Genomic DNA, 21,804 nt, shown 5'->3' with positions numbered 1-21,804 from the left:
CATGAGCGCACCGACCCACTTCCAGACCCACGCCGACGGCCTGTACGTCATCGACACCGGCTTCGAGCGCGATCTCTTCGACGCGGCCTACCTGCTCGTCAGCCCCGAGGGGCGCGCCGCCTTCATCGACACCGGCCACAACGCCGCGGTGCCTCGCCTGCTCGCCACGCTGGCGGCGCTGGGCCTGCGCGTGGAGGCGGTGGACTGGGTCATCCCCACGCACGTGCACCTGGACCATGCCGGTGGCGCCGGCCTGCTGATGGAGCAGCTGCCGAACGCCCGGGCCCTGATCCACCCCCGTGGCGCGCGCCACCTGGTCAACCCGCTGGCACTGGTCGAAGGGGCGCGCGCGGTCTACGGCGCGGAGGTGGTCAAGGCGACCTACGGCGACATCCGCCCGATACCGGCCGAGCGCGTGGTGGAGAGCCACGATGACATGACGGTGCAGCTCGGCAGCCGCGCGCTTCGCCTGATCGACACGCCCGGCCACGCGCGCCACCACCACTGCATCTGGGACGAGGCGAGCCGCGGCTGGTTCACCGGCGACACCTTCGGCATCAGCTACCGCGAGTTCGACAGCGCGGCCGGCCCCTGGCTGTTCCCGACCACCACGCCGGTGCAGTTCGAGCCGGCGGCGATGCGGGTCTCCGTGCAGCGCATGCTGGCCGCGCAGCCGCAGGTGATCTTCCCGACCCACTTCGGCCCGATCACGGCGCTGGATCGGGTGACGGCGCAGTTCAATGCGCTGCTCGACACGTTCGAGAGCGGCGGCCTGGCGCTGCGCGAGACGCTGCAGCGCGAGGGCCGCTACGGCGACAAGGCGGCCGTCGAGGACGCCCTGATGGCCTTCATGCAGCGCGAGCTGGTCGCCTCCGCGCTGGCCAGCGGCGCCCCACTGGACGAGGCCCGGGCACGCGAGCTGCTTAGGCTCGACGCCACGCTGAATGCCCAGGGCATGGCGGTGTGGCTGGCCAAGGCGGGCTGAAAGCCAGGGCGGGGCCGGCGGCAGACGCCGCTCAAGCCGCCGGGATCCAGATCGTGACGCTCGTGCCCTGGCCCGGCTCGCTGGTGATGTCCAGCTCGCCCTGGTGCAGCTCGACGATCTCCTTGACGATGGCCATGCCCAGGCCGGTGCCCGGGATATTGCCCGAAGCGTCGGCACGGTAGAAGCGCTCGCAGACATGGCTGCGCTGCTCCTCGGTCATGCCGATGCCTTGGTCGCGCACCTCCACCCCGTGGCACTCGATGCCCGCGTGATCGCCCAGCCGGTAGCCGATCTCGACCGCACCGCCGCCGGGTGAATACTTGTAGGCGTTGGCCACGATGTTCAGCAGCGCCTGTTGGAGCTTCTGGCTGTCCCCCCGGATGCGCAGCGGCTGCGCGCAGGTGGCGATCACCGGGGAGTCCCGGCCGGCCGGGGGCTGGTAGCCGGCGGTGACCGATGCGACGACGTCCTGCAACGCCAGGGACTCGAACTTGAAGTCCTGCCCGCGGCGGGCCTCGATGCGGGCCAGGTCCAGCAACTGGTTGATGATGGTGATCATCAGCTCGGACTGCTGGGCGATGGTGGAGAGCAGGTCGTTGCGCCGCGGCGCGTCGAACTCGCGCATGCGCAGCAGCTTCACGAAGCCGTAGATGCTGGTCATCGGCGTGCGCAGCTCGTGCGCGGCCGTGGAGAGGAACTCGCTCTTCATGCGGTCCACCTCGGTCTCGCGCGTCACATCGCGGAAGTACAGCACCTGCGAGACGTTGTCGGCCTGCGCCATGCGGATGCCCACCTCCACCACGCGCGGGCGCGGCTGCAGCAGCTCGAAGCTGCGGCGCAGTTCGGCCGGCGCTGGCGGCAGAGGCGCCCCCGGGGTCTCGTCGGGCAAGTAGCTGCTGGACGCCGCCTCGGTGGCACGCTGCCGCTCCGCACGCAACTGCGCCACCTGCGGAAAGGGCGCACTCTCCCGGCAGGCCGCCTGGAGCCGCCTGGAGAAGGCGACTTCGTCCATGCCCACCACGTCCGCCATCTCCAGCCCCGACAGACGCAGGAAGGCGCGGTTGGCAAAGCGCACACGCTGCTCGCCGTCGAAGGAGACAAACCCGTCCGGACTGAGCGCGAAGATGGCATCGAGCTGCTCGCTGCGGTCGTTGAGTTCCGCGGTGCGCTGCTCCACCAGCCGCTCCAGGTCGCTGCGGTACCGCGCCAACTCGGCCTCCACCGCCTTGCGCTCCGAGATGTCGCGCAGCAGCAGGAAGACAAAATGCCGCTCGCCCCAGGTCGCCACGCTCACCGACACCTCGGCGGCGTAGCTGCTGCCGTCGCAGCGGCGGTGGGTCGTCTCGAAGAACAGGCCCTCCTTGGCCCCTTCGGACCCCTGCGAGAGCAGGCGGTCCAGGCGCTCCTGGCGGAAGCCCGTGTCCCAGTCGCCCAACCGGCTGCGCTGCAGTTCGTCGATGCTGCAGCCCAGCATCTGCGCCGCCTTGGGGTTGGCCTCGAACACGCTGCCATCGGCGTTCAGGATGACCACGCCGTCGCGTTCGTTCTCGAACAGCGCCCGGCGCCGCGACGCCTCATCCGCAATCGCCTGCTGCGCGGCACGCTGGCGGGCGTCCTGCTCCTCGATGGTGTTGAGCAGGACGTCGAAGTGCTGCGACAGCCGCCCCAGCTCGTCATCGCGCAATGGCACGCCCACGCGGGCCTGGCGGTCGCCCTGGCGCACCAGCGACATGGTCTGCGCGATGCGCTCCAGCCGCTGCGTCAGCTCCCGCCCGGCGCGCAGGAACAGCACCGAGATCAGCAGCAGGGTCAGCGCCAGCAGCCCGGCGATCATGCCCAGCAGCACCCAGGTCATGCGCTGATACGGCGTGTCCGGAAAGCCGGCCCCGATCATGCCGATGACCTGCCCCTCGCCATCGCGCAGGTCGGCGTAGCCGGCCATGTAGGAGGTGCCACCGACGTCGAGCAGGCCGGTCCAGTGCTGGCCGGCACGCATCACCCGCTCCACCGCCTCGGGCGCCGCCTGCGTGCCCACGGCCCGCTGCCCCTGCAGGCGCTGGCGGCTGGTGGCCACGCTGACGCCGCCGAGGTGGATGGAGGTCATGCCCTCGGCGTCATCGGGCAGGCTGCCCACCGGGTAGATGACCTCGCGCATGTGCTCGATGAGCGGGAAATTGCGATTGAGCAGCACGCCGCCCACCAGGATCACGTCGCTCACCCGCACCGACAGCGGAAAGTGCGCCGCGGCGTTGATCAGCAGTGCGCGTGTCTCGGCGCCCTGGTTGCCTTCGAGGGCAATGCGCGCCTGCTCCGGAAAAGCCGGCGCAAAGGCCAGCAGCTGCCGGGCCTCGAACCGTTCGTAGGCCGCATTGGCCACGCCGATGCGCGCCTGGCGGATCACCCAGGAGTCGGGGATGCGCTGCCCCTGCGCGACGTTGGTGCTGGAGCCGATCACGCTGCCATCGGCGGTGGCGGCGATCAGGAAGTCCAGCCCAGCGCCCTCGGCGGCCGTGCGCAGGTGGCGGTCCAGCTCCCGGCGGCTGCCCGGGTCATCGACCAGCTGCACCAGGCGCTCGGAACGGGCCAGCTGCGACACCCGGGTGGCGGCCTGGGTCTTGAGCTGATCGAGGTAGTTGCTGGCCGCCGAGAGGTTGCTCTGCAGGTTCGAGCTGAGCAGGCTGTTGGCACGCTCACCGCCCACCAGCACCAGCACCGCGATGACGAAGGGAAATGCGCCCACCAGCGGCATCAGCCCGAGCGCCATCAGCCGAAAGCGCAGCGAGCCATTCCAGGCCTGGCGCCAGCGGCCGAGGCGAGAAATCGCCAGCTTCGACGCTAGAACGGAAGCAGCAGCAACAGGACGCGTCGAATTCATCGGGTTTTCGGGCACTCCTGGGCTTATCGGCCGCTGAGCGTACTACTTAACATCGCTGCGCCGCGGCGGCGCAAGCGCTCTGACAAGCCCTCCCGATCCACGCCCGCGCGCCCACCTGTGCAAGCCAAAGGACACACCTCCATGCATCGACGCACCCTGCTCTGTGCCACCCTGTCGGGCGTGGCCAGCCTCGGCGCCCTCGCGCTCACCGGCTGCGGCCCGCAGAAGCCCTTCCAGCTCGGCTTCATCGGCGGGCTGTCCGACCGCAACTCGGACAACGGCCAGTCCGGCCTGAATGGCGTGATCCTGGCCGTCGAGGAGTTCAACCGCGCCGGCGGCGCCGGCGGGCGCATGGTGGAACTGATCCAGCGTGACGACGCGCAGAACGCCGGCACCGCCGCCAAGTCGGCCAGGGAGCTCGTGGAGGCCAAGGCGGAGGCGGTGATCGGCCCCTTCACCAGCGGCATGGCCAAGGTGATCGTGCCCATCACGGGCGCGGCCGGCATCTTCCAGGTCAGCCCCACCATCACCTCGATGGACTTCTACGGCAAGGACGACAACCTCTTCCGCATCAACCGCACCACGCGCGACAACGCCAGCGACTACGCCAAGGTGATGCTCGGCCGCGGCCAGAAGGCCATCGCGGTGGCCTACGACACGCGCAACCGCAACTTCACGGAGTCCTGGCTGAAAGAGTTCCGCACGGCCGTGACCGCCACCGGCCAGAAGCTGGCCGCCGAGGTGCCCTATGAATCGGCCGCCGATGCGGACTTCGCTGGCGTGGTGGGCAAGATGCTGGCCAGCCAGCCCGACAGCCTGTTCTTCGTCTCCGGTGCGCTCGATGTGGCCAGGCTGGCCCAGCAGGCCCGCAAGCAGGCGCCGAGCCTGCCCATCGGCGCGTCCGAATGGGCGGCCACCGAGCAGCTGATCGAGCTGGGTGGCCAGGTGGTCGAGGGCCTGCTGATCGTGCAGAACTTCGACCGCGACGACACGACGCCGCGCTTCAAGGAGTTCTCCGAGGCCTACTTCAAGCGCTTCCAGCGCAAGCCGGGCTACAGCTCGGTGTCGGCCTACGACGCCGCCACGGTGGTGCTCACCGCACTGAAGAACCGCAAGTCGGGCGAGTCGATGAAGGACGCCGCCCTGCGCAGCGGCCCCTACCCCGGGCTGCAGCAGACCATCACCTTCGACGCCAACGGGGACACGCCGCGCAAGGTCTTCTTCACCGAGATCCGCGACGGGCGCTACGTGCGCATCTGATCGGGCGTTCAGGCGGCCCTGGCCCGGCCCACCGCCAGCCGCAGCCAGCCCGAGCCGCTGACCAGCACGATGCCGCCCAGCACCAGCGCGCTGCCCGCCACAAAGCCAGCTTCCACCGGCTCGCCGAGCAGCCAGATCCCCAGCAGCACGCCGAACACCGGCGTCAGGAACGAGAACACGCCCAGGCGCGACGCCAGGTAGTGGCGCAGCAGCCAGAACCAGGCGAGGAAGCTGGCGAAGGACACCACCACGCTCTGAAACGCCAGGTGGCTCCAGGCGTCGGGCGTGGCCGCGAAATGCCCTTGGCCGAACAGCAGTGCCGCCGGCAGCAGCAGCACACAGGCACACACCAGCTGGTAGAGCAGCGACTCGGTGGCCGGCACCCGGGCCAGCACCGTGCAGCGGATCGTCACCGTGGTCGCGCCCCAGGACACCCCGGCCAGCAGCGCCAGCGTATCGCCCAGCAGGACCGCCCCATCCCGGTGAGCAGCGCCAACGGCTGCGCCGCGGCCCAGGAAGGCCACCGCGATGCCGAAGAAGGCGATGCCGATACCCAGCCACTGGCTCCAGTGCAGCCGCTCGGCCGGCAGCCGCGCGTGCAGGCCGAGCGCCGCGAAGATCGGCGCCGTGTAGAGGAACACCACCACATGCGAAGCGTGCGCGAGCAGCAGCGCCTGCGCCACCAGCAGGTACTCGAAGGCGAACAGCGCGCCCACCACCAGGCCGGCGCGCCAGCCGCCGGGGGTCAGCCGCAGCGGCTCGCCCCGCCAGCGCATCAGCGCGACCACCAGCAGCGCGGCGATGCCCGAGCGCAGCCCGACCATCAGCATCGGGCCCACATCGGGCGCCGCGGCCTTGAGCGAGATCTGCTGCAGGCTCCAGACGACGCACAGCAGCGTCATCAGGCCGGTGGCGCGGCCATCGAGGGCGAGGCGTTGGTCCATTGGGGGGCTCGTTCGGGCGGGGTGGTGGCGACGCCCGCATTGTCCCGATGGCTTGTTTCATCGAGATAGCGAATTCCGGACAATCGATCGCTGCAACCCGACAACCCCATGCCTCGCAACGCCCCCACGCTGCACCAGCCGCCCTATCGGGATGCGCTGCCCGCGCCGATCGTCTTCCGTGCCGAGCAGATGCCGGCCCAGGCCACCTACCCGACGCACCGCCACGCCTGGGGCGAGTTCGTCTACGCCTTCAGCGGCGTGATGGAGGTGGAGCTGGCCGAAGAGCACTACCTGGCGCCGCCGCAGTTCGGCATCTGGCTGCCGCCGGGGGTGGAGCACCGCGGCCTGAACCGGCGCGAGACGCTGTTCAGCTCGCTCTACGTGAGCGCCGAGCTCTGCGCGGCGCTGCCGGTCACGACCTGCGCGCTGGCGGTCAGCCCGCTGGCGCGCGCCGTGCTGGAGCACCTGCGCGCCGAGCCGCCCGCGCTGCCGCACAGCCCCGATGCGCAGCGCCTGCTGCAAGTGCTGGTCGACCAGCTCGCGCACGCCCGCTGCGTGGGCAGCTACCTGCCGCGCTCGGACGACCCGGTGCTGGGCGCGCTGCTGCAGGCGCTGCAGGCCCACCCCGGCGACAGCCGGGCGCTTGCCAAACTTGCCGCGCAGCACCACAGCACCGAGCGCACGCTCAGCCGCCGCTGCCAGCGTGACCTGGGCATGACCTTCGCCGAATGGCGCCAGCGCCTGCGCGTGGTGGCCGCTCTGCCCCGGCTGGAGGCGGGCGAGAAGGTCGAGACCATCGCCCTGGACCTGGGCTACGCCAGCGCCTCGGCCTTCATCGCGATGTTCCACCGCATGACCGGCGTCACGCCCGATGAGCAGCGCACCGGCCGCCTGACCGCATCCTCTGCCCGCGCAGCAGATCGCTGAACGACGGGCACGCGACGGCGCGCCGGGCTGTTGTTCAGGCCGCCGCCTGCTGCTGCAGCCAGGGCGACGGCGTCCAGAACGCCGCGGCATGCACGTCACCCACCGCCTGCGCCTGGGCGGCAAAGTCACCCATGCGCGCCACCACCTTCGCCCAGCCGACCTCCTGCGCGTAGGCCATCGGCCCGCCGCGCCAGGCCGGGAAGCCGTAGCCGGCGGTGTAAACCACGTCGATGTCGCTGGCGCGCTGGGCGATGCCCTCGTCCAGGATGCGCGCGCCCTCGGCCACCAGCGCGTAGATGCAGCGTTCGACGACCTCCTCGGCGCCCACCGCGCGCGCCGTCACGCCCTTGGCCTGGCGGTAGGCGGCGATCACGGCCTCCGTCTGCGGCTCGGGCTGCGGCGTGCGGTTGCCGGCCTCGTAGCGGTACCAGCCGCTGCCGGTCTTCTGGCCGAAGCGGCCGGTCTCGGCAATGCGGTCGGCCAGCAGCGTCACGTCGCGGCCCTGCTGGGCGCTGCGGCGACGGCGCGAGGCCCAGCCGATGTCGATGCCGGCCAGGTCGTTCATGCGCAGCGGCCCCATCGCCAGGCCAAAGCCCTCGATGGCGCGGTCCACCGCGGTCGGCTCGGCGCCTTCGAGCACCGCCTGGTTGGCCTGGGCAAAGTAGCCCGCCAGCATGCGGTTGCCGATGAAGCCGTCGCACACGCCGCTGACCACCGGCTTCTTGCCGATCTGCCTGGCGACCTCCAGCGCGGTGGCCAGCACCTCCGGCGCGGTGGGCACCGGCGTCTTCACGCGCACGATCTCCAGCAGCTTCATGATGTGGGCCGGGCTGAAGAAGTGCAGGCCCACCACGTCGGCCGGGCGCGCCGTCACCGCCGCGATCTCGCCCACGTCCAGCGTCGAGGTGTTGCTGGCCAGGATCGCGCCGGGCTTGCAGACCGCGTCGAGCTGGCGGAACACGCTGTGCTTGACCGCCATGTCCTCGAACACCGCCTCGATCACCAGGTCGCAGTCGGCAAAGGCGGCGTAGTCGGTCGACGCGGTGACCAGCGTGGCGCGCTGGGCCACCTGCTCGGCGGTGAAGCGGCCCTTCTTCAGGCCGTCCTCGTCGTGCTTCTTCAGCGTGGCCAGGCCACGCTGCAGCGCCTCGTCCTTGGCCTCGACCAGCACCACCGGCAGGCCGATGGCGATGAAGTTCAACGCGATGCCGGTGCCCATCGTGCCAGCGCCGACCACGCCGACGCGGCGCACGGCGCGCGTGGGAGTGTCGCCAGGCAGGTCGGCGACCTTGGCGGCCAGCCGCTCGGCCTGGAAGAGGTGGCGCAGCGCGCGCGACTGCGGCCCGGCCTGCAGCGCCAGGAAGAGCTCGCGCTCACGCTGCAGCCCGGCGTCGAAATCTCCGCTGAGTGCGCCTTCGAGCGCCTGCAGCGCCGCACGCGGCGCATCCAGCAGCTTCTGCTTGGCGACCCCGGCGCGCGCATCGGCCAGGTCGGCATCGCTGCCCAGCAGCGCGCGGTCGCGGGTGCGCGGCGAGCCCCCCGCAGGCAGCTGCTGCGCGAAGGCCACCGCCGCGGCCAGCAGGGCGGCGCGATCGGCCTGAGCGCCATCCACCACCTGGTCGAGCAGCGCCGTGCCGGCCAGCGAAAGCGCCGAGACGCTGCGGCCCGACAGCACCAGGTCCGCCGCCTGCGCCAGCGGCAGCAGGCGGGGCAGGCGCTGGGTGCCGCCGGAGCCGGGGATCAGGCCGAGCTTGACCTCGGGCAGTCCAAGCTGAGCCGTGGCCAGCGCGACGCGGTGCTGGCAGGCCAGCGCCAGCTCCAGGCCGCCGCCCAGGCAGACGCCCGAGATCGCCGCGACCACCGGCTTGGCGCTGTTCTCCACTGCTGCCAGCACGTCGCGCAGCAGCGGCTCGGTCAGCTGCGCGGGCGTGCCCAGCTCGCGGATGTCCGCCCCGCCGGAAAAGGCCTTGTCGCTGCCGATCAGCACGATGGCGCGCACCTGGTCGTCGGCCTGCGCGGCCGTGACGGCGGCGTGAATCTGCCGGCGCAGCGCCAGGCCCAGGCCGTTGACCGGCGGGTTGGACAGGGTGACGACGGCGACGTCGGCCGCACCGTCAGCAGCGGCGCCTTGCAGTTCGTAGTTGGGCTGGGTGCGGTGGCTCATCGGGTTCCCTTGTCTCCTGCAGCCGGTTTCCGGCGGTGGGCGGGATTGTTCAGCGTCTCAGCCTGTTTGACAATTCCAGCAAACATTGACAATCCGTCAAACACCATTTGACAGACTCCACCCCATGACGCCGCTGGACGCCTCCGCCCTGACCTTGCTGGTCGACATCCTGGACGCCGGCAACCTCAGCCAGGCCGCGCGCAAGCTCAAGATGACGCGCGCCAACGTGAGCTACCACCTCAACCAGCTGGAGCGCGCGGTGGGCATGCAGCTGGTGCGGCGCACCACGCGGCGGGTCGAGCCCACCGAGGCGGGGCTGCGGCTGCTGCAGCACGGCCGGGCGATCCAGGGTGAGCTGACGGCCGCGCAGGAGGCGCTGGCCAGTCTCGGCCAGGGTCTGCACGGCCGCGTGCGCCTGGGCGTACCGACCGGCTTCGGCCAGGTGGTGCTGGCGCCCTGGCTGATCGACTTCAAGCGTCGCCACCCGGGCATCGTGCTGGACGTGCTGTTCGACAACCGCGTCGACGACCTGCTGCGCGACGAGGTGGACCTGGCGGTGCGGGTGATGAGCGAGCCGCCACCCACGCTGGTGGCGCACACGCTCGGCCCGGTGCGGCACGTGGCCTGCGCCGCGCCCCATTGGATCGCGGCCAACCCCATGGCGCTGGAGCCCGAGGCGCTGAGCCAGGCACCGGTGCTCACCGCCGGGGTGTCGGGCCGCTCCCTGCGGCTGGCGGCCTACCGCGGCAGCGAGCGCCGCGAGGTGGCGCTGGAGCCGACGCTGACGTCAGAGAACTTCCAGTTCCTGCACCAGGCGGTGGACGCCGGGCTGGGCATCGAGCTGCTGCCCGACTACGTGGTGGCCGCCGACGTGGCCGCCGGCCGGCTCGGCCTGCTGCTGACCGATTGGCGGCTGTCGATCTTCGGCACCCACATGGTGGTGCTGCACATGCCCGACCGCTACCAGACCCGCGCGATCCGCACCTTCCTGGACGAGCTGCTGGCGCTGGGGCGCACCCGCCTGGCCGAGGCGGCGCAGGTCGGCGCGCCCGCGTAGGCCGGCTCTCGCCGTCCTGGCTTCAGCGGCGCGCGGTCTTGCCTGCCGTCTTGCGGGCGGTCTTCTTCGCCGGGGCCGCCGGCTGGGCGCCGGGGGGCGGTGCGGTGAACAGCTTGGCGGCGCGGCCCTTGAGTTCGAGCAGCTCGTCGGTGGTGATCGAGTACTTGCGGCCCATGCGGTCCACCTCGATGCGGAACTCGACTTCCTTGCTGCCGTTGCTCAGCGTGCCGCAGGTGAACTCGTAGTCCTCGCTGTCGGCGGGGAAACCGTCCTCGGCGAGGTCGTGGTCGATGTACTTCACGTCGCGGATGTCACCGCTGGCGAGATCGAGCATGCCAGTGGCCTCGATCACGTCATCGCTGAGTTCGTCGTGGATGCGGATGGGCAGTTGCAGGTCCATGGGGTGTGCGGCCGGTCGCGGCATCGCCTGGCGCGCCGGAGCCCCGGCCTGGTGCGAGGCTAGGAAGGGGGAGAAGGGCGCGGATCATGCCACAGCCCCCCGCACGGCAGGGCCACTGCCGCGGCTGGCATCATGCTGGCTGGGCCGCCGGCCCGCTGCCTCCGCTGCGCCTCCCTTCCTCTGGCCTCGCTGCCTTCCTGATTCCCGCTGCTGCTGCCATGACCCGCCTGATCGTCGGCCCTTTCAACCGTGTCGAAGGCGACCTGGAAGTACAGCTTGAGGTCGCCGATGGCCAGGTGCGCAGCGCGCAGGTCAACGCGCCGATGTACCGCGGCTTCGAGGCCATGCTGCGCGGGCGCGACCCGCACGATGCGCTGGTGATCGTGCCGCGGCTGTGCGGCATCTGCTCGGTGTCGCAGTCGGTGGCCGCCGCAAGGGCTCTGGCCGACCTGGCCGGCATCGAGCCGGCGCCCAACGGCCGGCTCGCCACCGAGCTGATGCTGGCCTGCGAGAACCTGGCCGACCACCTGACGCACTTCTACCTCTTCTTCATGCCGGACTTCACCCGGCCGGTCTACGCCGACCGGCCCTGGCATGGCGAGGCGCTGCGGCGCTTTGCGGCACTGTCGGCCAGCGGACAGGGCGAGCACGCCCGGCGTGCCACCGCGGCTCGGCAGCGCTGGTTCACGCTGATGGGCACGCTCGGCGGCAAGTGGCCGCACACCCTGAGCATCGAGCCGGGGGGCAGCGCACGTGCCATCGAACGCGCCGAGCGGCTGCGCCTGCTTGCGCAGCTGCGTGAGTTCCGCGCCTTCCTGGAAACGGGCGTGTTCGGCGTCCCGCTGGAGGTGGCGGCCGGCTGGCACAGCGAGGCTGCGCTGGACGCCGCCCTGCCCGCCCGCGCGCCGATCGGCCCGGCGATGAGCGACCTGCAGCTCTTCCTGGCCATCGCTGCCGACCTGGGGCTGGACCAGCTCGGCGCCGGCCCGGCGCTCTACCTCAGCCACGGCGCCCATGCGGATGGGGCCGGCACGCCCCGCCTGCCGGCGGGCGTGTGGGATGCCACGGCGGGCACGCTGCGGGCCTTCGACCCCGCCGAAGTGAGCGAGGACCTGCAGCACGCCTGGCTGGCTGACCCAGCCACCGCCAGCGGCAACGCCCCGCCGCGCCACCCGGCACAGGGCGTGACCGAACCGGCACCCGACAAGCCCGGCGCCTACACCTGGAACAAGGCGCCCCGCCTGGCCGGCCAGGTGGTGCAGACCGGCGCCCTGGCGCGCCAGCTGGTGGCCGGCCAGCCCCTGCTGCGCGCCGCAGTGGCCCGCAGCGGCGGCACGGTCTACACCCGCGTGCTTGCCCGGCTGTTCGAACTGGCGCAGGTGCTGCCCTGGATGGAGGACAGCCTGGCGCAGCTGCGCGACGGCGCCCCCTGGTGCCACCCCCTCAGCCTGCCGCGCGAGGGCCGGGGCTGCGGGCTGGTGGAGGCCGCGCGCGGCGCGCTGGGCCACTGGGTGGAGGTGCAGCAGGGTCGCATCGCCAACTACCAGATCGTCGCGCCCACGAGCTGGAACTTCTCCCCGCGCGACGCGCAGGGCCGCCCGGGCGCGCTGGAAGCGGCCCTGGTCGGCGCGCCGGTGCGCCCGGGCGAGACCACGCCGGTGGCGGTGCAGCACATCGTGCGCTCCTTCGACCCCTGCATGGTCTGCACGGTGCACTGATGGACCACGCCACGGAACTGCCATGACCGACGCCATCCCGTCCGACCTGGAGGTGCTGTCTGCGCTGGCCGACAGCTCGGACGACGCCATCCTGGCCAAGGACCGGGACGGGCGCTACCTCTTCGTCAACCGCCGCGCTGCCGCCCTGCTGGGCCGCACGGCCACGGAGCTGATCGGGCGCAGCGAGGCCGAAGTGCTGCCGGGCGCGCAAGCCGACGAGGTGGCTGCGCTGCGACAGCGCGTGCTCGCCAGCGGCCAGCCGCATGTGCGCGAAGAGCAGCTCGCCACCCCCGAGGGCCTGCGGACCTTCCACTTCGTGCTCGGCCCGCTGCGCGACCGGGCGGGCCAGCCGATCGGGGTCTACGGCGTGGGGCGCGACATCACCGAGCGCCGCCTCGCCGAGGACCGGCTGCGCGCCCGCTCCGACCAGCTGCTGGAGGCACAGCGCATCGGCGGCGTGGGCCACTACGTGCTGGACACGGCCAGCGGGCTGTGGACCTGCTCGCCGATGCTCGACGAGATCCTCGGCCTGGATGCGGACGAGCCGCACGACGTCGCCGCCTGGGTGGACCTGCTCCACCCGGACGATCGGTCCGTGATGCAGGCCTACCTCACCGGGCAGGTGCTGGGCCAGGCCCGGCCCTTCGACCGCTGCTACCGCATCCTGCGCCGCCGCGATGGCGAGGAGCGCTGGGTGCATGGCCTGGGCCGGCTGGAGTGCGATGCGCAGGGCCAGCCGCTGCGCATGATCGGCACGATCCAGGACGTGACCACCCAGCACCTGGCCGAGCAGGCCCGGCGCGACAGCGAGCAGCGCCTGGCGATGGCCATCGAAGGCGCGGCGCTCGGCCTGTGGGACTGGGACATCCCGAGCGGGCACGTGACCTTCAACGAGCGCTGGGCCGACATGCTGGGCTACCGCCTGGGCGAGATCGAACCACACATATCGACCTGGGAGCAGCTGATCCACCCCGACGATGCCAGCGCGGCCAACGACGCGCTGCTGCGCCACCTGCGCGGCGAGACGCCCTCCTACCACTGCGAACACCGCCTGCGCCACCGCGATGGCCACTGGGTCTGGGTGGCAGACGCCGGCCGGGTGCTGGTGCGCGACGAGCAGGGCCGTCCGCTGCGCGCGGTGGGCATCCACCAGGACATCAGCGAGCGCAGGCGCCTCGATGCGGAGCTGGGGCAGCATCGCGACCACCTGGAAGAGCTGGTGACGCAGCGCACCGCCCAGCTCGCCGAGGCACGCGAGCGCGCCGAGGCGGCCAGCCGCGCCAAGAGCGCGTTCCTGGCCAACGTCAGCCACGAGATCCGCACCCCGATGAACGCCATTGTCGGGCTGACGCGGCTGCTGCGCCGCTCGGCGGCCACGCCCGAGCAGACCGAGCGGCTCAAGAAGGTCGAGACGGCCTCGCATCACCTGCTCGCGCTGATCAACGATGTGCTGGACCTGTCCAAGATCGAGGCCGGCCGGCTCGAACTGGAGCAGGCCGACTTCGCGCTGGCCGGCGTGATCGAGCACGTGGGCACGATGATCACCGAGGCCGCGCAGGCCAAGCACCTGGCGCTGCGCAGCGAGCTGGTCAGCCAGCTGGGCCCGGGGCAGCCCATGCCGGTGTGGCTGCGCGGCGACCCCACCCGGCTGCGCCAGGCACTGCTGAACTTTGCCGGCAACGCGGTCAAGTTCACCGAAGCCGGCCACATCACCCTGCGCGTGCGGCTGCTGGAGCGCGCCGGCACGCGCGTCAGGCTGCGCTTCGAGGTCGAGGACAGCGGCATCGGCGTGGGAGCCGAGCAGCGCCAGCGCATCTTCGAGCCCTTCGAGCAGTCCGATGCCTCCATCAGCCGCCGGCATGGCGGCACCGGGCTGGGGCTGGCGATCGCGCGCCGGCTGGTCGAGGCCATGGGCGGCGAGGTGGGCCTGCGCAGCGAGACGGGCCAGGGCAGCTGCTTCTGGTTCACCGTGACGCTGGAGGAGCTGCACCCGGCGGGTGCGGCCGGTGTGGAGCCGCCGCCCCTGTCGGACTTTGGCGCCCTGGTCGACCTGGCCCAGCTGCCCCGCCGCAGCGCGGAGCCCGCGGAGCAAGGGCTGCGCCGCCACCACCGCGGCGCGCGCGTGCTGCTCGCCGAGGACAACTCGATCAACGCCGAGGTGGTCACCGAGTTGCTGACGCTGGCCGGGCTGCGGGTGGACGTGGCCGCGGACGGCCACCAGGCGGTCGAACGCGCCCGGCAGGGCACCTTCGACCTGGTGCTGATGGACGTGCAGATGCCCGGCATGGACGGCCTGGAGGCCACCCGGCGCATCCGCACCCTGCCTGGCCTGGCCCACCTGCCCATCATCGCCCTCACCGCCAACGCCTTCAGCGAGGACCGCCACGCCTGCCTGGCGGCGGGCATGAGCGACTTCCTCGTCAAGCCGGTGGACCCCGACGCGCTCTATGCGGCGGTGCTGCGCTGGCTGTCCGCCGCACAGGCAACGCCGACCGCACCAGCCACCCCACGCCCCTCGGCCGAGCCGGCCCCGGTCACGCTGGAGCAGATCCGGCTGGACCTGCCCGCCCCCATGCTGCAGCCGGCCGGGCCGCCCCCACCGGTTCCTCCCGCGACACCGCCCGCACCGCCCGGACCGGTGGCCCAAGCTGCACCGGCCACCGCGGCCGCGTTGCCCGAGGTGCTGCTGCACCTGCCCGGGCTGGACAGTGCCCGCGGCCTGGCGCTGGTGCGCGGGCGCACCGCCACCTACCTTGCCCTGCTCGGCAGCTTCGCCGCCCGCCACGAGCGCGATGGCGACGAGCTGCAGCGCCTGGTCGACGCCGGCGAGCTCGAGCACGCCGCCCAGCTGGCACACACGCTCAAGGGTGTGGCCGGCAACCTGGGCGCGCGGGCGCTGTTCAAACAGGCCGACACGCTTTGCGAACGGCTGCGCGGCCGCGACGGGGCGGGCGCCCCTGCGCTGGAGACCTTGCTGGCCGGCACCCGCCGCGAGCTGCAGCGGCTCACCAGCGCGATCCACCAGGCCCTGCCCCCCGGCACCACGCCGCGCACAGCCGCGGCCGCGGCCGGCAGCCCGGTGGACCTCGACCTGCTCGCCGAGCAACTGCACCGCGGCGATCCGGGTGCCCGCGCTGCGCTGGAGCAGCAGGCCGTCGCGCTGCAGGCGGCCCTGGGCACGGCGGCCACCGAGCAGCTGCGCCGGCAGGTGGCCGCCTTCGACTTCGACACCGCGCTGCAAACCCTGCGCCACGCGCGGGGCACCAGCCGCCACCGCCATGACCCCTGAACACCTCACCGGACTGAAGCGCCCCGCCCTGCCGGGCCTGCCCGCCGTGCCCGGCGAGGACCTGGCCGGCGTGGACGAGTCCACCTGGCTGGACGTGATCCACAAGATGGACGAGGTGTACTCCCAGCTCGTCGCCGACGAGGTCGCGCTGGAGGAGAAGAACGCCCAGCTGGAACAGTCGCAGCGCTTCATCTTCAGCCTCCTGGAGGCGATGAGCGACGTGCTGGCCGCCTGCAACAGCGCCGGCGAGATCGAGGAAACCAACGCCGCGCTGTGCGAGCTGGTCGGCCGCGACGAGCGCGCGCTGCGCGGCAGCCCGCTCACCCGGCTGATGGCCGACGAGGCCAGCGCCGCCCGCATCCGCCAGGTGCTGGACACCCCCGCGCTGCAGCGCGGCGGCACCGTCGTCGAGGTGGAGCTGCGCGACGCCCAGGGCCAGCGCGTGCCGGTGGACTTCAACGGCACGCCGCGCTTCGACGCCAGCGGGCGGCGCGTCGGCATGGTCTTCGTCGGCCGGCCGATGGGCGAGCTCAAGCGCGCCTACCACCAGCTGCGCGAGGCCCACGAGGCGCTCAAGCGCACCCAGCAGCAGCTGCTGCACTCGGAGAAGATGGCTTCGCTGGGCCGCCTGGTGGCCGGCGTGGCGCACGAGCTGAACAACCCGATCAGCTTCGTGCTCGGCAACGTGCACGCGCTGGGGCGCTATGGCGAGCGGCTGCGCACCTACCTGGGCGCCATCCACGCCGGCGCCGCCCCCGTGGCGCTGGCCGAGCTGCGCCGCAAGCTGCGCATCGACCACCTGCTGGCCGACCTGCCTTCGCTGATGGAGGGCACGCTCGAAGGCGCGCAGCGCACCGCCGACATCGTCAACGGCCTGAAGCGCTTTTCCGCCAAGGACCGCGGCGAGATCGCGCCGGTGGACCTCAATGGCGTGATCGAGCGTGCCATCCACTGGGTGCAGAAGGGCACCGCCCCCGCCTTCACGGTGCACTGGCAGCCCGGGCCGCCCTGCCACGCGATGGGCAACGCCGGCCAGCTGCTGCAGGTGCTGATGAACCTGGTCCAGAACGCCTACGACGCCGCCGCCGCCCGGGTCCAGGACGGCAGCGGCGCCACCACGCCGACGCTGTGGATCGACGGCCAGTGCGACGGCCCGCTGGCGCGCCTGACCTTCCGCGACAACGGCCCGGGCATCGCCGACGAGCACCTGAGCCGGCTGTTCGACCCCTTCTTCACCACCAAGCCGGTGGGCAAGGGCACCGGGCTGGGGCTGTCGATCAGCTACGGCATCGTCGAGCAGCACGGCGGGCGGCTGCTGGCCGGCAACCACGCCGAGGGCGGCGCGGAGTTCGTGCTGGAGTTGCCGCGCTGCGCCGATCCGACCCCCGCCACGGCGGCTTGAAAGTGGCCGGCCCTGCATGAGCGGCGAAGATCGCGGCCCATTCCGCTCTCCGCTCCCTTCGCTCCCCTCGCTCCCCATGCAAGCCCTGCCCACGCCCCAAGCGCAACCGGACCCGCTCCCGCTCCCGCAACCCCAACTGCCCCGCGACACCCTGCTGGGGATCGTCGAACACACGCCGCTGGTCTCGATCGACCTGATCTGCCACCGCCCGGGCGGCGAGGTGCTGCTGGGCTGGCGGCACAACCGCCCAGCGCAGGCGAGCTGGTTCGTGCCGGGCGGGCGCATCCGCAAGGGCGAACGGGTGGCGCAGGCGCTGCGGCGCATCGCCTCGGTCGAACTCGGCCTGGACGCCGACGCGCTGCCGCCGGTGACCTTCCTGCGCGTCTGGGAGCATCTGTACGACGACAACTTTGCCGGCGCGCCGGGCATCGGCACGCACTACGTGGTGCTGGCCTACCAGCTGACGTTGGACGAGGCGCAGGCCGCCACCCTGCAGCCCGATGCCCAGCACGGCGAGCTGCGCTGGTTCGCGCCCAACGCCCTGGTCGCCGACCCGCAGGTGCACCTGAACAGCCGCGCCTACTTCGACACCGGCATCGACGCCACGCGCATCCCCTGACCGGGGCGCCCCCCGGGGAGCCCATCGCGCCGTCGGTTGTGCTCGATCAGCCGGTCGAGCAGGTCGCTGAAGAGCTGCTGCTCGGCCTCGCTCAGGCAGCCGAAGATGCCGCGGCTGCGCTCGTTGACCAGCTTCACGGTGCGCGCATGCAGCTCGCGCCCGGCCGGCGTGAGGGTCAGCACGACGCCGCGGCCGTCCTCGGCGCTGCCGCGCTTGTGTGCCAGGCCCTGGTCCACCAGCGCCTGGGCGGCGCGACTGGCCTGGCCCTTGTTCAGGCTGCAGGCCTCGGCCAGCGCCACCACCGACAGCGGCTCGAAGCTGCCCAGCGTCGCCAGCGCCCGGCCGTCGCTGGGCGTCAGGCCCAGTGCTTCGAGGAAATCGACCGCGCTGCTGCGCTCGCTGAGCTTGTGCAGCATCAGCAGGCGAAAGCTCAGGGTGCGCTCCAACGGCAGGTCGCTAGGGGCGGTCTCGGGCAGGGGGTCGGACAAGGCGTGCTCGCAGGGCAAGGAAGGCGCAACCGGGTCGCAGAGCCGGCGGGCGCAGTGTAAGCGCCGTGTTCCAGCTCGGGGTTACCCCTGAATCGGCACGGCCTGGGTGACCATATAGTTGCGCACGCAACCAAATTCCTCGCTGCCATGCACCAGCCCACCACCACCCCGCGCCCGTCGATCTACTACCGCTATGAGGTCTTCGAGCCCTGGCTGCCCTCGGCGCACCCGGCCCAGGAGCGGCAGAAGGTGGTCATCGTCGGCTCGGGCCCGGCGGGCATGGTGGCCGCGCTGGAGCTGGCACGCCATGGCGTGCCCAGCGTGCTGCTCACCGCGGAGCTGCAGTTCTCGCAGGGCAGCCGGGCGATCTGCTTCACGCGCCGCTCGATGGAGATCCTGCAGCAGGTTGGCGTGGCCGACCGCATGACCGCCGGCGGCCTGCCCTGGCGCTTTGGCAACTCCTTCTACCGCGGCCAGCGCGTGTTCCGCATGGAGGCACCGCACAGCGAGGACGACCGCTTCTTCCCGATCCTCAACGTGCAGCAGCAATCCATGGAGGAGTACCTGCACGACGCCTGCCGCGCCCAGCCGCTGATCGATGTGCGCTGGGGCAACCAGGTGGTGGCGGTGACGCAGCAGGGCGACCACGCCGAAGTGCGCATCGACACCCCGGATGGCGAGTACACGCTCACTTCCGACTGGGTGGTCGATGCCTCCGGCGGGCGCTCGGTCATCCGCGCCGCGATGGACCTGCAGATGGAGGGCGCCTCCTACGAGGGCTTCTTCGTCATCTGCGACATCCGCATCGACCTGCCACTGCCCACCGAGCGGCTGGCTTTCTTCGACCCCGAGTGGAACCCGGGCAACACCGTGCTGATGCACCGCGAGCCGCATGGCATCTGGCGCGTCGACTACCAGCTGCCCAAGGGCGAGACGCCCGAGCAGGCGCTGCAGCCCGAGTCGCTGAAGGCGCGCATCGACGCGCAGCTGGCCTCCATCGGCCACGGCGGCCTGCCGTGGGAGATGGATTGGTGCTCGGTCTACTCAGCGCGCACGCTGACGCTGCCCGACTACGTGCACGGCCGCGTGATCTTCGCCGGCGATGCCGCCCACCTGCTGCCGATCTTCGGCGTGCGCGGTGCCAACACCGGCTTCCAGGACGCCCAGTCACTGGCCTGGCACCTGGCCTTTGTCGTCAAGGGGCTGGCCAGCCCGGCGCTGCTGGCCAACCACAGCGCCGAGCGCGTCGGCGCAGCGCGCGAGATCATCGATGAAGGCGGCAAGAGCACCCGCTTCATGACGCCGCCGACCCACGGCTTCCAACTGCTGCGCGACGCGGTGCTGTCGCTGTCGCTGTCGCAGGACTTCGTGCGCCCGCTCTACCACTGGCGCACCTCGCGGCCGCACGAGTACAGCCACTCGGCGCTCAACGACCCGGGCGACGACAACGCCCTGTTCACCGAGGGCCCGGCACACGGCGCACCACCGCGCAACGTGCGCCTGGGGGCGGACGACTTCCTGCTCGACCACCTCGGCGGCGCCCACGGGGCGGGCTTCGAGCTGCTGTACTTCACCGAGGCCGCCGAGCTGCCCGCGGCGCTGCGCGAGGTCATCGACGCCGCCCGCGCGCGGGGCGTGCCGCTGCGGGTCATCGCCATCGGCGCGGCCCGGCCGGTGGCCGGTGCCGACGCCACGCTGGCGGACGCCGAGGGCCGCTGCCGCCAGCGCTACGGTGTGAGCGCCAGCGGCGGCGCCTACCTGCTGCGCCCGGACCAGCACGTCTGCGCCCGTTGGCTGGCGCTCGACGCCACCCGCCTCCAGGCCGCCCTGAACCACGCCCTGCCGCAGTGAGCCGACCATGAACCCCACTCCCGCCCCCACCCTGGCCATCGACGCCCTCGAAACCGTCTACGACCAGCTCGCCCAGGCCATCGACCAGGCCGCAGCCAGCGGCCGCACCGAGCTCTTCCTGACCAAGCTGGCGCTCCTCAACGCCAACGCGCTGGGCAGTGCCGAGCGGTTCCAGCAGCAGCTGGAGGCGGCCCTGCGCGACCTCTGATTCACCGCGCAGTCGGTGGAAAGCCGCGCGGCAGCGGTTAAACTGCCGCTCGTCAGGAGAGAGCCGCGCCGTTTCGGGAACCCGCAACGCAGCGCAGCCGCCGAAGGCGCCGGTGAAAGGGATCTCGAGGGATCCTCAGGCCGATCGAACGCTCAGGCAAAAGGACTGGCAAGCGTTCCCGCAGGGAACGTCACCTCACTGGAGAGAGGCTGCGGCGGCAGTGATGCCGCAGCCCACCGAAGGGGCAAGTGCTGCGGCGATCCGATCGCCGCGGTGCCAATCTCTCAGGTAAAGCGGACAGCGAGGGCACCTCCCACACCGGCCACGCCGGGGTGGGTCCAGCGAATGGCCCGTCGGTCGGACGGGCTGCCGCGACCGATGCCCTGGAGCCCTGCCATGTCCGCCGCTGCCTCGTCCCCCACGCCGTCCACCGAGCTGCATCACACGCCGCTGCACGAACTGCACCTCGAACTGGGCGCGCGCATGGTGCCCTTTGCCGGCTACGCGATGCCGGTGCAGTACCCCGCCGGCATCCTGGCCGAGCACCGCCAGTGCCGCGAATCGGCCGCGCTGTTCGACGTCTCCCACATGGGCCAGGTCCGTCTGGTCGGCAGCGATGCCGCCGCCGCCCTGGAGTCGCTGGTGCCGGTGGACGTGCAGGGTCTGTCGCTGGGCCGTCAGCGCTATGCCTTCTTCACCAACGCCGCGGGCGGCCTGCTCGACGACCTGATGATCACGCGCCGGGCCGAGGACCTCTTCCTGGTCGTCAACGCCGGCTGCAAGGACGCCGACCTGCGTCACCTGACCGCACAGATCGGCCACCGTTGCCAGGTCATCGCCCAGCCGGAGCTGGCGCTGTTGGCGCTGCAGGGCCCGAAGGCGGTGGACGCGCTGGCGCGCATCAACGCCGGCGTGGCCAGCCTGACCTTCATGACCGGTGGCTGGTTCGCCCTGGCCGGGGCGGAGTGCTTCGTCACCCGCTCGGGCTATACCGGCGAGGACGGCTTCGAGATCTCCGTGCCCGCCACCCACGCCATCGCGCTGGCGCGCACCCTGCTCGCCCAGCCCGAGGTGCAGGCCGCCGGCCTGGGCGCACGCGACACGCTGCGCCTGGAAGCCGGCCTGTGCCTGTATGGCCACGACATCGACGCGACCACCACCCCGGTCGAGGCTGGCCTGACCTGGGCGATCCAGAAGGTGAGGCGCGAAGGGGGCGAGCGGCACGGTGGCTACCCCGGTGCCCAGGTCATCGACAGCCAGCTCGCCCAGGGCGCGGCCCGCCGGCGCGTCGGCCTGGTCGGGCTGGAGCGCGCCCCGGTGCGCGAGGGCACGGTGCTGGTCGACGCCCACGGCCACAAGGTGGGCAGCGTCACCAGCGGCACCCTGGGCCCGAGCGTGAACCAGCCCATCGCGATGGGCTACCTCGCGGCCAATCACGCGGTCCCGGGCGGCGAGGTCTACGCCGAGGTGCGTGGCAAGCGCCTGCCGATGCGCATCACGCCGATGCCCTTCGCGCCGCACCGCTACCGCCGTTAAGCTGCACACCGGCCTGCAGGTCATCGACCCGCAGCGCGAGGCGGCCCGCTCTTCCCCGGCTCTTTCCGTTTCATTCCGACT

General features: G+C 72.0%; 16 protein-coding genes and 2 riboswitches. Of the genes, 11 read left to right on the top strand and 5 right to left on the bottom strand.

What is annotated here, in order from left to right; all coding sequences use genetic code 11:
* Position 1 precedes the first annotated feature (1 nt).
* Positions 2 to 985: an MBL fold metallo-hydrolase gene (locus tag NGK70_RS08285; protein WP_251972775.1), complete on the top strand. Its 984-nt coding sequence runs from the start codon at positions 2 to 4 to the stop codon at positions 983 to 985.
* 31 nt (positions 986 to 1,016) lie between these two features.
* Here NGK70_RS08285 and NGK70_RS08280 read toward each other — a convergent pair whose 3' ends face one another.
* Complete coding sequence (locus NGK70_RS08280) at positions 1,017 to 3,860, bottom strand: ATP-binding protein (protein ID WP_251972774.1); 2,844 nt, start codon at positions 3,858 to 3,860, stop codon at positions 1,017 to 1,019.
* Between the two features lie 141 nt (positions 3,861 to 4,001).
* On the opposite strand from NGK70_RS08280, the gene NGK70_RS08275 reads away from it, so the two are divergent.
* Entirely contained in the window at positions 4,002 to 5,120 is a 1,119-nt protein-coding gene (locus NGK70_RS08275) for an ABC transporter substrate-binding protein (protein ID WP_251972773.1), read from the top strand.
* An 8-nt stretch (positions 5,121 to 5,128) separates the two neighbouring features.
* Here NGK70_RS08275 and NGK70_RS08270 read toward each other — a convergent pair whose 3' ends face one another.
* Positions 5,129 to 6,064 (bottom strand): DMT family transporter, encoded by a 936-nt coding sequence (locus NGK70_RS08270; protein WP_251972772.1) that lies wholly within the window; start codon positions 6,062 to 6,064, stop codon positions 5,129 to 5,131.
* Positions 6,065 to 6,172: 108 nt separating this feature from the next.
* On the opposite strand from NGK70_RS08270, the gene NGK70_RS08265 reads away from it, so the two are divergent.
* Positions 6,173 to 6,991, top strand: a complete 819-nt coding sequence (locus NGK70_RS08265) for an AraC family transcriptional regulator (protein WP_251972771.1) — start codon at positions 6,173 to 6,175, stop codon at positions 6,989 to 6,991.
* 34 nt (positions 6,992 to 7,025) lie between these two features.
* Here NGK70_RS08265 and NGK70_RS08260 read toward each other — a convergent pair whose 3' ends face one another.
* Complete coding sequence (locus tag NGK70_RS08260; RefSeq protein WP_251972770.1) at positions 7,026 to 9,155, bottom strand: 3-hydroxyacyl-CoA dehydrogenase NAD-binding domain-containing protein; 2,130 nt, start codon at positions 9,153 to 9,155, stop codon at positions 7,026 to 7,028.
* 133 nt (positions 9,156 to 9,288) lie between these two features.
* On the opposite strand from NGK70_RS08260, the gene NGK70_RS08255 reads away from it, so the two are divergent.
* Positions 9,289 to 10,212, top strand: a complete 924-nt coding sequence (locus NGK70_RS08255) for a LysR family transcriptional regulator (protein ID WP_251973718.1) — start codon at positions 9,289 to 9,291, stop codon at positions 10,210 to 10,212.
* Positions 10,213 to 10,234: 22 nt separating this feature from the next.
* Here the strand turns inward: NGK70_RS08255 and NGK70_RS08250 are convergent, their stop codons facing one another.
* A complete protein-coding gene (locus tag NGK70_RS08250; RefSeq protein WP_251972769.1) occupies positions 10,235 to 10,612 on the bottom strand; it encodes a hypothetical protein in 378 nt (125 codons plus the stop codon).
* Between the two features lie 218 nt (positions 10,613 to 10,830).
* Between NGK70_RS08250 and NGK70_RS08245 the strand changes: the two genes are divergently transcribed.
* The 4 genes from NGK70_RS08245 (at position 10,831) to NGK70_RS08225 (ending at position 17,640) form a co-directional block, all read left to right on the top strand.
* Entirely contained in the window at positions 10,831 to 12,330 is a 1,500-nt protein-coding gene (locus NGK70_RS08245) for a nickel-dependent hydrogenase large subunit (RefSeq protein ID WP_251972768.1), read from the top strand.
* 22 nt (positions 12,331 to 12,352) lie between these two features.
* The gene (locus NGK70_RS08240; RefSeq protein ID WP_251972767.1) at positions 12,353 to 15,619 is read left to right on the top strand and encodes a PAS domain S-box protein; all 3,267 of its coding nucleotides are present in this window, start codon (positions 12,353 to 12,355) and stop codon (positions 15,617 to 15,619) included.
* Positions 15,609 to 17,021 (top strand): sensor histidine kinase, encoded by a 1,413-nt coding sequence (locus tag NGK70_RS26450; RefSeq protein ID WP_310742588.1) that lies wholly within the window; start codon positions 15,609 to 15,611, stop codon positions 17,019 to 17,021. Before NGK70_RS08240 ends, NGK70_RS26450 begins: the two co-directional genes overlap by 11 nt.
* A gap of 76 nt (positions 17,022 to 17,097) precedes the next feature.
* Positions 17,098 to 17,640, top strand: coding sequence for a GDP-mannose mannosyl hydrolase (locus NGK70_RS08225; RefSeq protein WP_251972766.1), 543 nt, complete (start codon positions 17,098 to 17,100; stop codon positions 17,638 to 17,640).
* Here the strand turns inward: NGK70_RS08225 and NGK70_RS08220 are convergent.
* A complete protein-coding gene (locus tag NGK70_RS08220) occupies positions 17,601 to 18,128 on the bottom strand; it encodes a MarR family winged helix-turn-helix transcriptional regulator (protein WP_251972765.1) in 528 nt (175 codons plus the stop codon). The genes NGK70_RS08225 and NGK70_RS08220 overlap by 40 nt on opposite strands.
* A gap of 147 nt (positions 18,129 to 18,275) precedes the next feature.
* Between NGK70_RS08220 and NGK70_RS08215 the strand changes: the two genes are divergently transcribed.
* From NGK70_RS08215 to gcvT, 3 genes are all read left to right on the top strand, one after another.
* A complete protein-coding gene (locus NGK70_RS08215; protein WP_251972764.1) occupies positions 18,276 to 19,979 on the top strand; it encodes an FAD-dependent monooxygenase in 1,704 nt (567 codons plus the stop codon).
* 7 nt (positions 19,980 to 19,986) lie between these two features.
* On the top strand, positions 19,987 to 20,187 hold the full coding sequence (locus tag NGK70_RS08210; RefSeq protein ID WP_251972763.1) for a DUF2783 domain-containing protein: 201 nt from the start codon (positions 19,987 to 19,989) through the stop codon (positions 20,185 to 20,187).
* A 43-nt stretch (positions 20,188 to 20,230) separates the two neighbouring features.
* A riboswitch (glycine riboswitch) is annotated at positions 20,231 to 20,365 on the top strand.
* A 10-nt stretch (positions 20,366 to 20,375) separates the two neighbouring features.
* Positions 20,376 to 20,498, top strand: a riboswitch (glycine riboswitch).
* 85 nt (positions 20,499 to 20,583) lie between these two features.
* The gene (gene gcvT, locus NGK70_RS08205; protein WP_251972762.1) at positions 20,584 to 21,723 is read left to right on the top strand and encodes a glycine cleavage system aminomethyltransferase GcvT; all 1,140 of its coding nucleotides are present in this window, start codon (positions 20,584 to 20,586) and stop codon (positions 21,721 to 21,723) included.
* Positions 21,724 to 21,804 lie beyond the last annotated feature (81 nt).

The sequence above is a fragment of the Sphaerotilus microaerophilus genome (genome assembly GCF_023734135.1).
GTDB lineage: Bacteria > Pseudomonadota > Gammaproteobacteria > Burkholderiales > Burkholderiaceae_C > Sphaerotilus > Sphaerotilus microaerophilus.
This window is presented reverse-complemented; position numbering and strand designations above follow the sequence as displayed.

Bases quoted from the DNA above. Each gene is read 5' to 3' on its own strand.
- NGK70_RS08245 (WP_251972768.1), top strand. From the start codon at position 10,831: ATGACCCGCCTGATCGTCGGCCCTTTCAACCGTGTCGAAGGCGACCTG.
- NGK70_RS08285 (WP_251972775.1), top strand. From the start codon at position 2: ATGAGCGCACCGACCCACTTCCAGACCCACGCCGACGGCCTGTACGTC.
- NGK70_RS08225 (WP_251972766.1), top strand. From the start codon at position 17,098: ATGCAAGCCCTGCCCACGCCCCAAGCGCAACCGGACCCGCTCCCGCTC.
- NGK70_RS08215 (WP_251972764.1), top strand. From the start codon at position 18,276: ATGCACCAGCCCACCACCACCCCGCGCCCGTCGATCTACTACCGCTAT.
- gcvT (WP_251972762.1), top strand. From the start codon at position 20,584: ATGTCCGCCGCTGCCTCGTCCCCCACGCCGTCCACCGAGCTGCATCAC.
- NGK70_RS08250 (WP_251972769.1), bottom strand. From the start codon at position 10,612: ATGGACCTGCAACTGCCCATCCGCATCCACGACGAACTCAGCGATGAC.
- NGK70_RS26450 (WP_310742588.1), top strand. From the start codon at position 15,609: ATGACCCCTGAACACCTCACCGGACTGAAGCGCCCCGCCCTGCCGGGC.
- NGK70_RS08210 (WP_251972763.1), top strand. From the start codon at position 19,987: ATGAACCCCACTCCCGCCCCCACCCTGGCCATCGACGCCCTCGAAACC.
- NGK70_RS08280 (WP_251972774.1), bottom strand. From the start codon at position 3,860: ATGAATTCGACGCGTCCTGTTGCTGCTGCTTCCGTTCTAGCGTCGAAG.
- NGK70_RS08265 (WP_251972771.1), top strand. From the start codon at position 6,173: ATGCCTCGCAACGCCCCCACGCTGCACCAGCCGCCCTATCGGGATGCG.
- NGK70_RS08270 (WP_251972772.1), bottom strand. From the start codon at position 6,064: ATGGACCAACGCCTCGCCCTCGATGGCCGCGCCACCGGCCTGATGACG.
- NGK70_RS08275 (WP_251972773.1), top strand. From the start codon at position 4,002: ATGCATCGACGCACCCTGCTCTGTGCCACCCTGTCGGGCGTGGCCAGC.
- NGK70_RS08260 (WP_251972770.1), bottom strand. From the start codon at position 9,155: ATGAGCCACCGCACCCAGCCCAACTACGAACTGCAAGGCGCCGCTGCT.
- NGK70_RS08240 (WP_251972767.1), top strand. From the start codon at position 12,353: ATGACCGACGCCATCCCGTCCGACCTGGAGGTGCTGTCTGCGCTGGCC.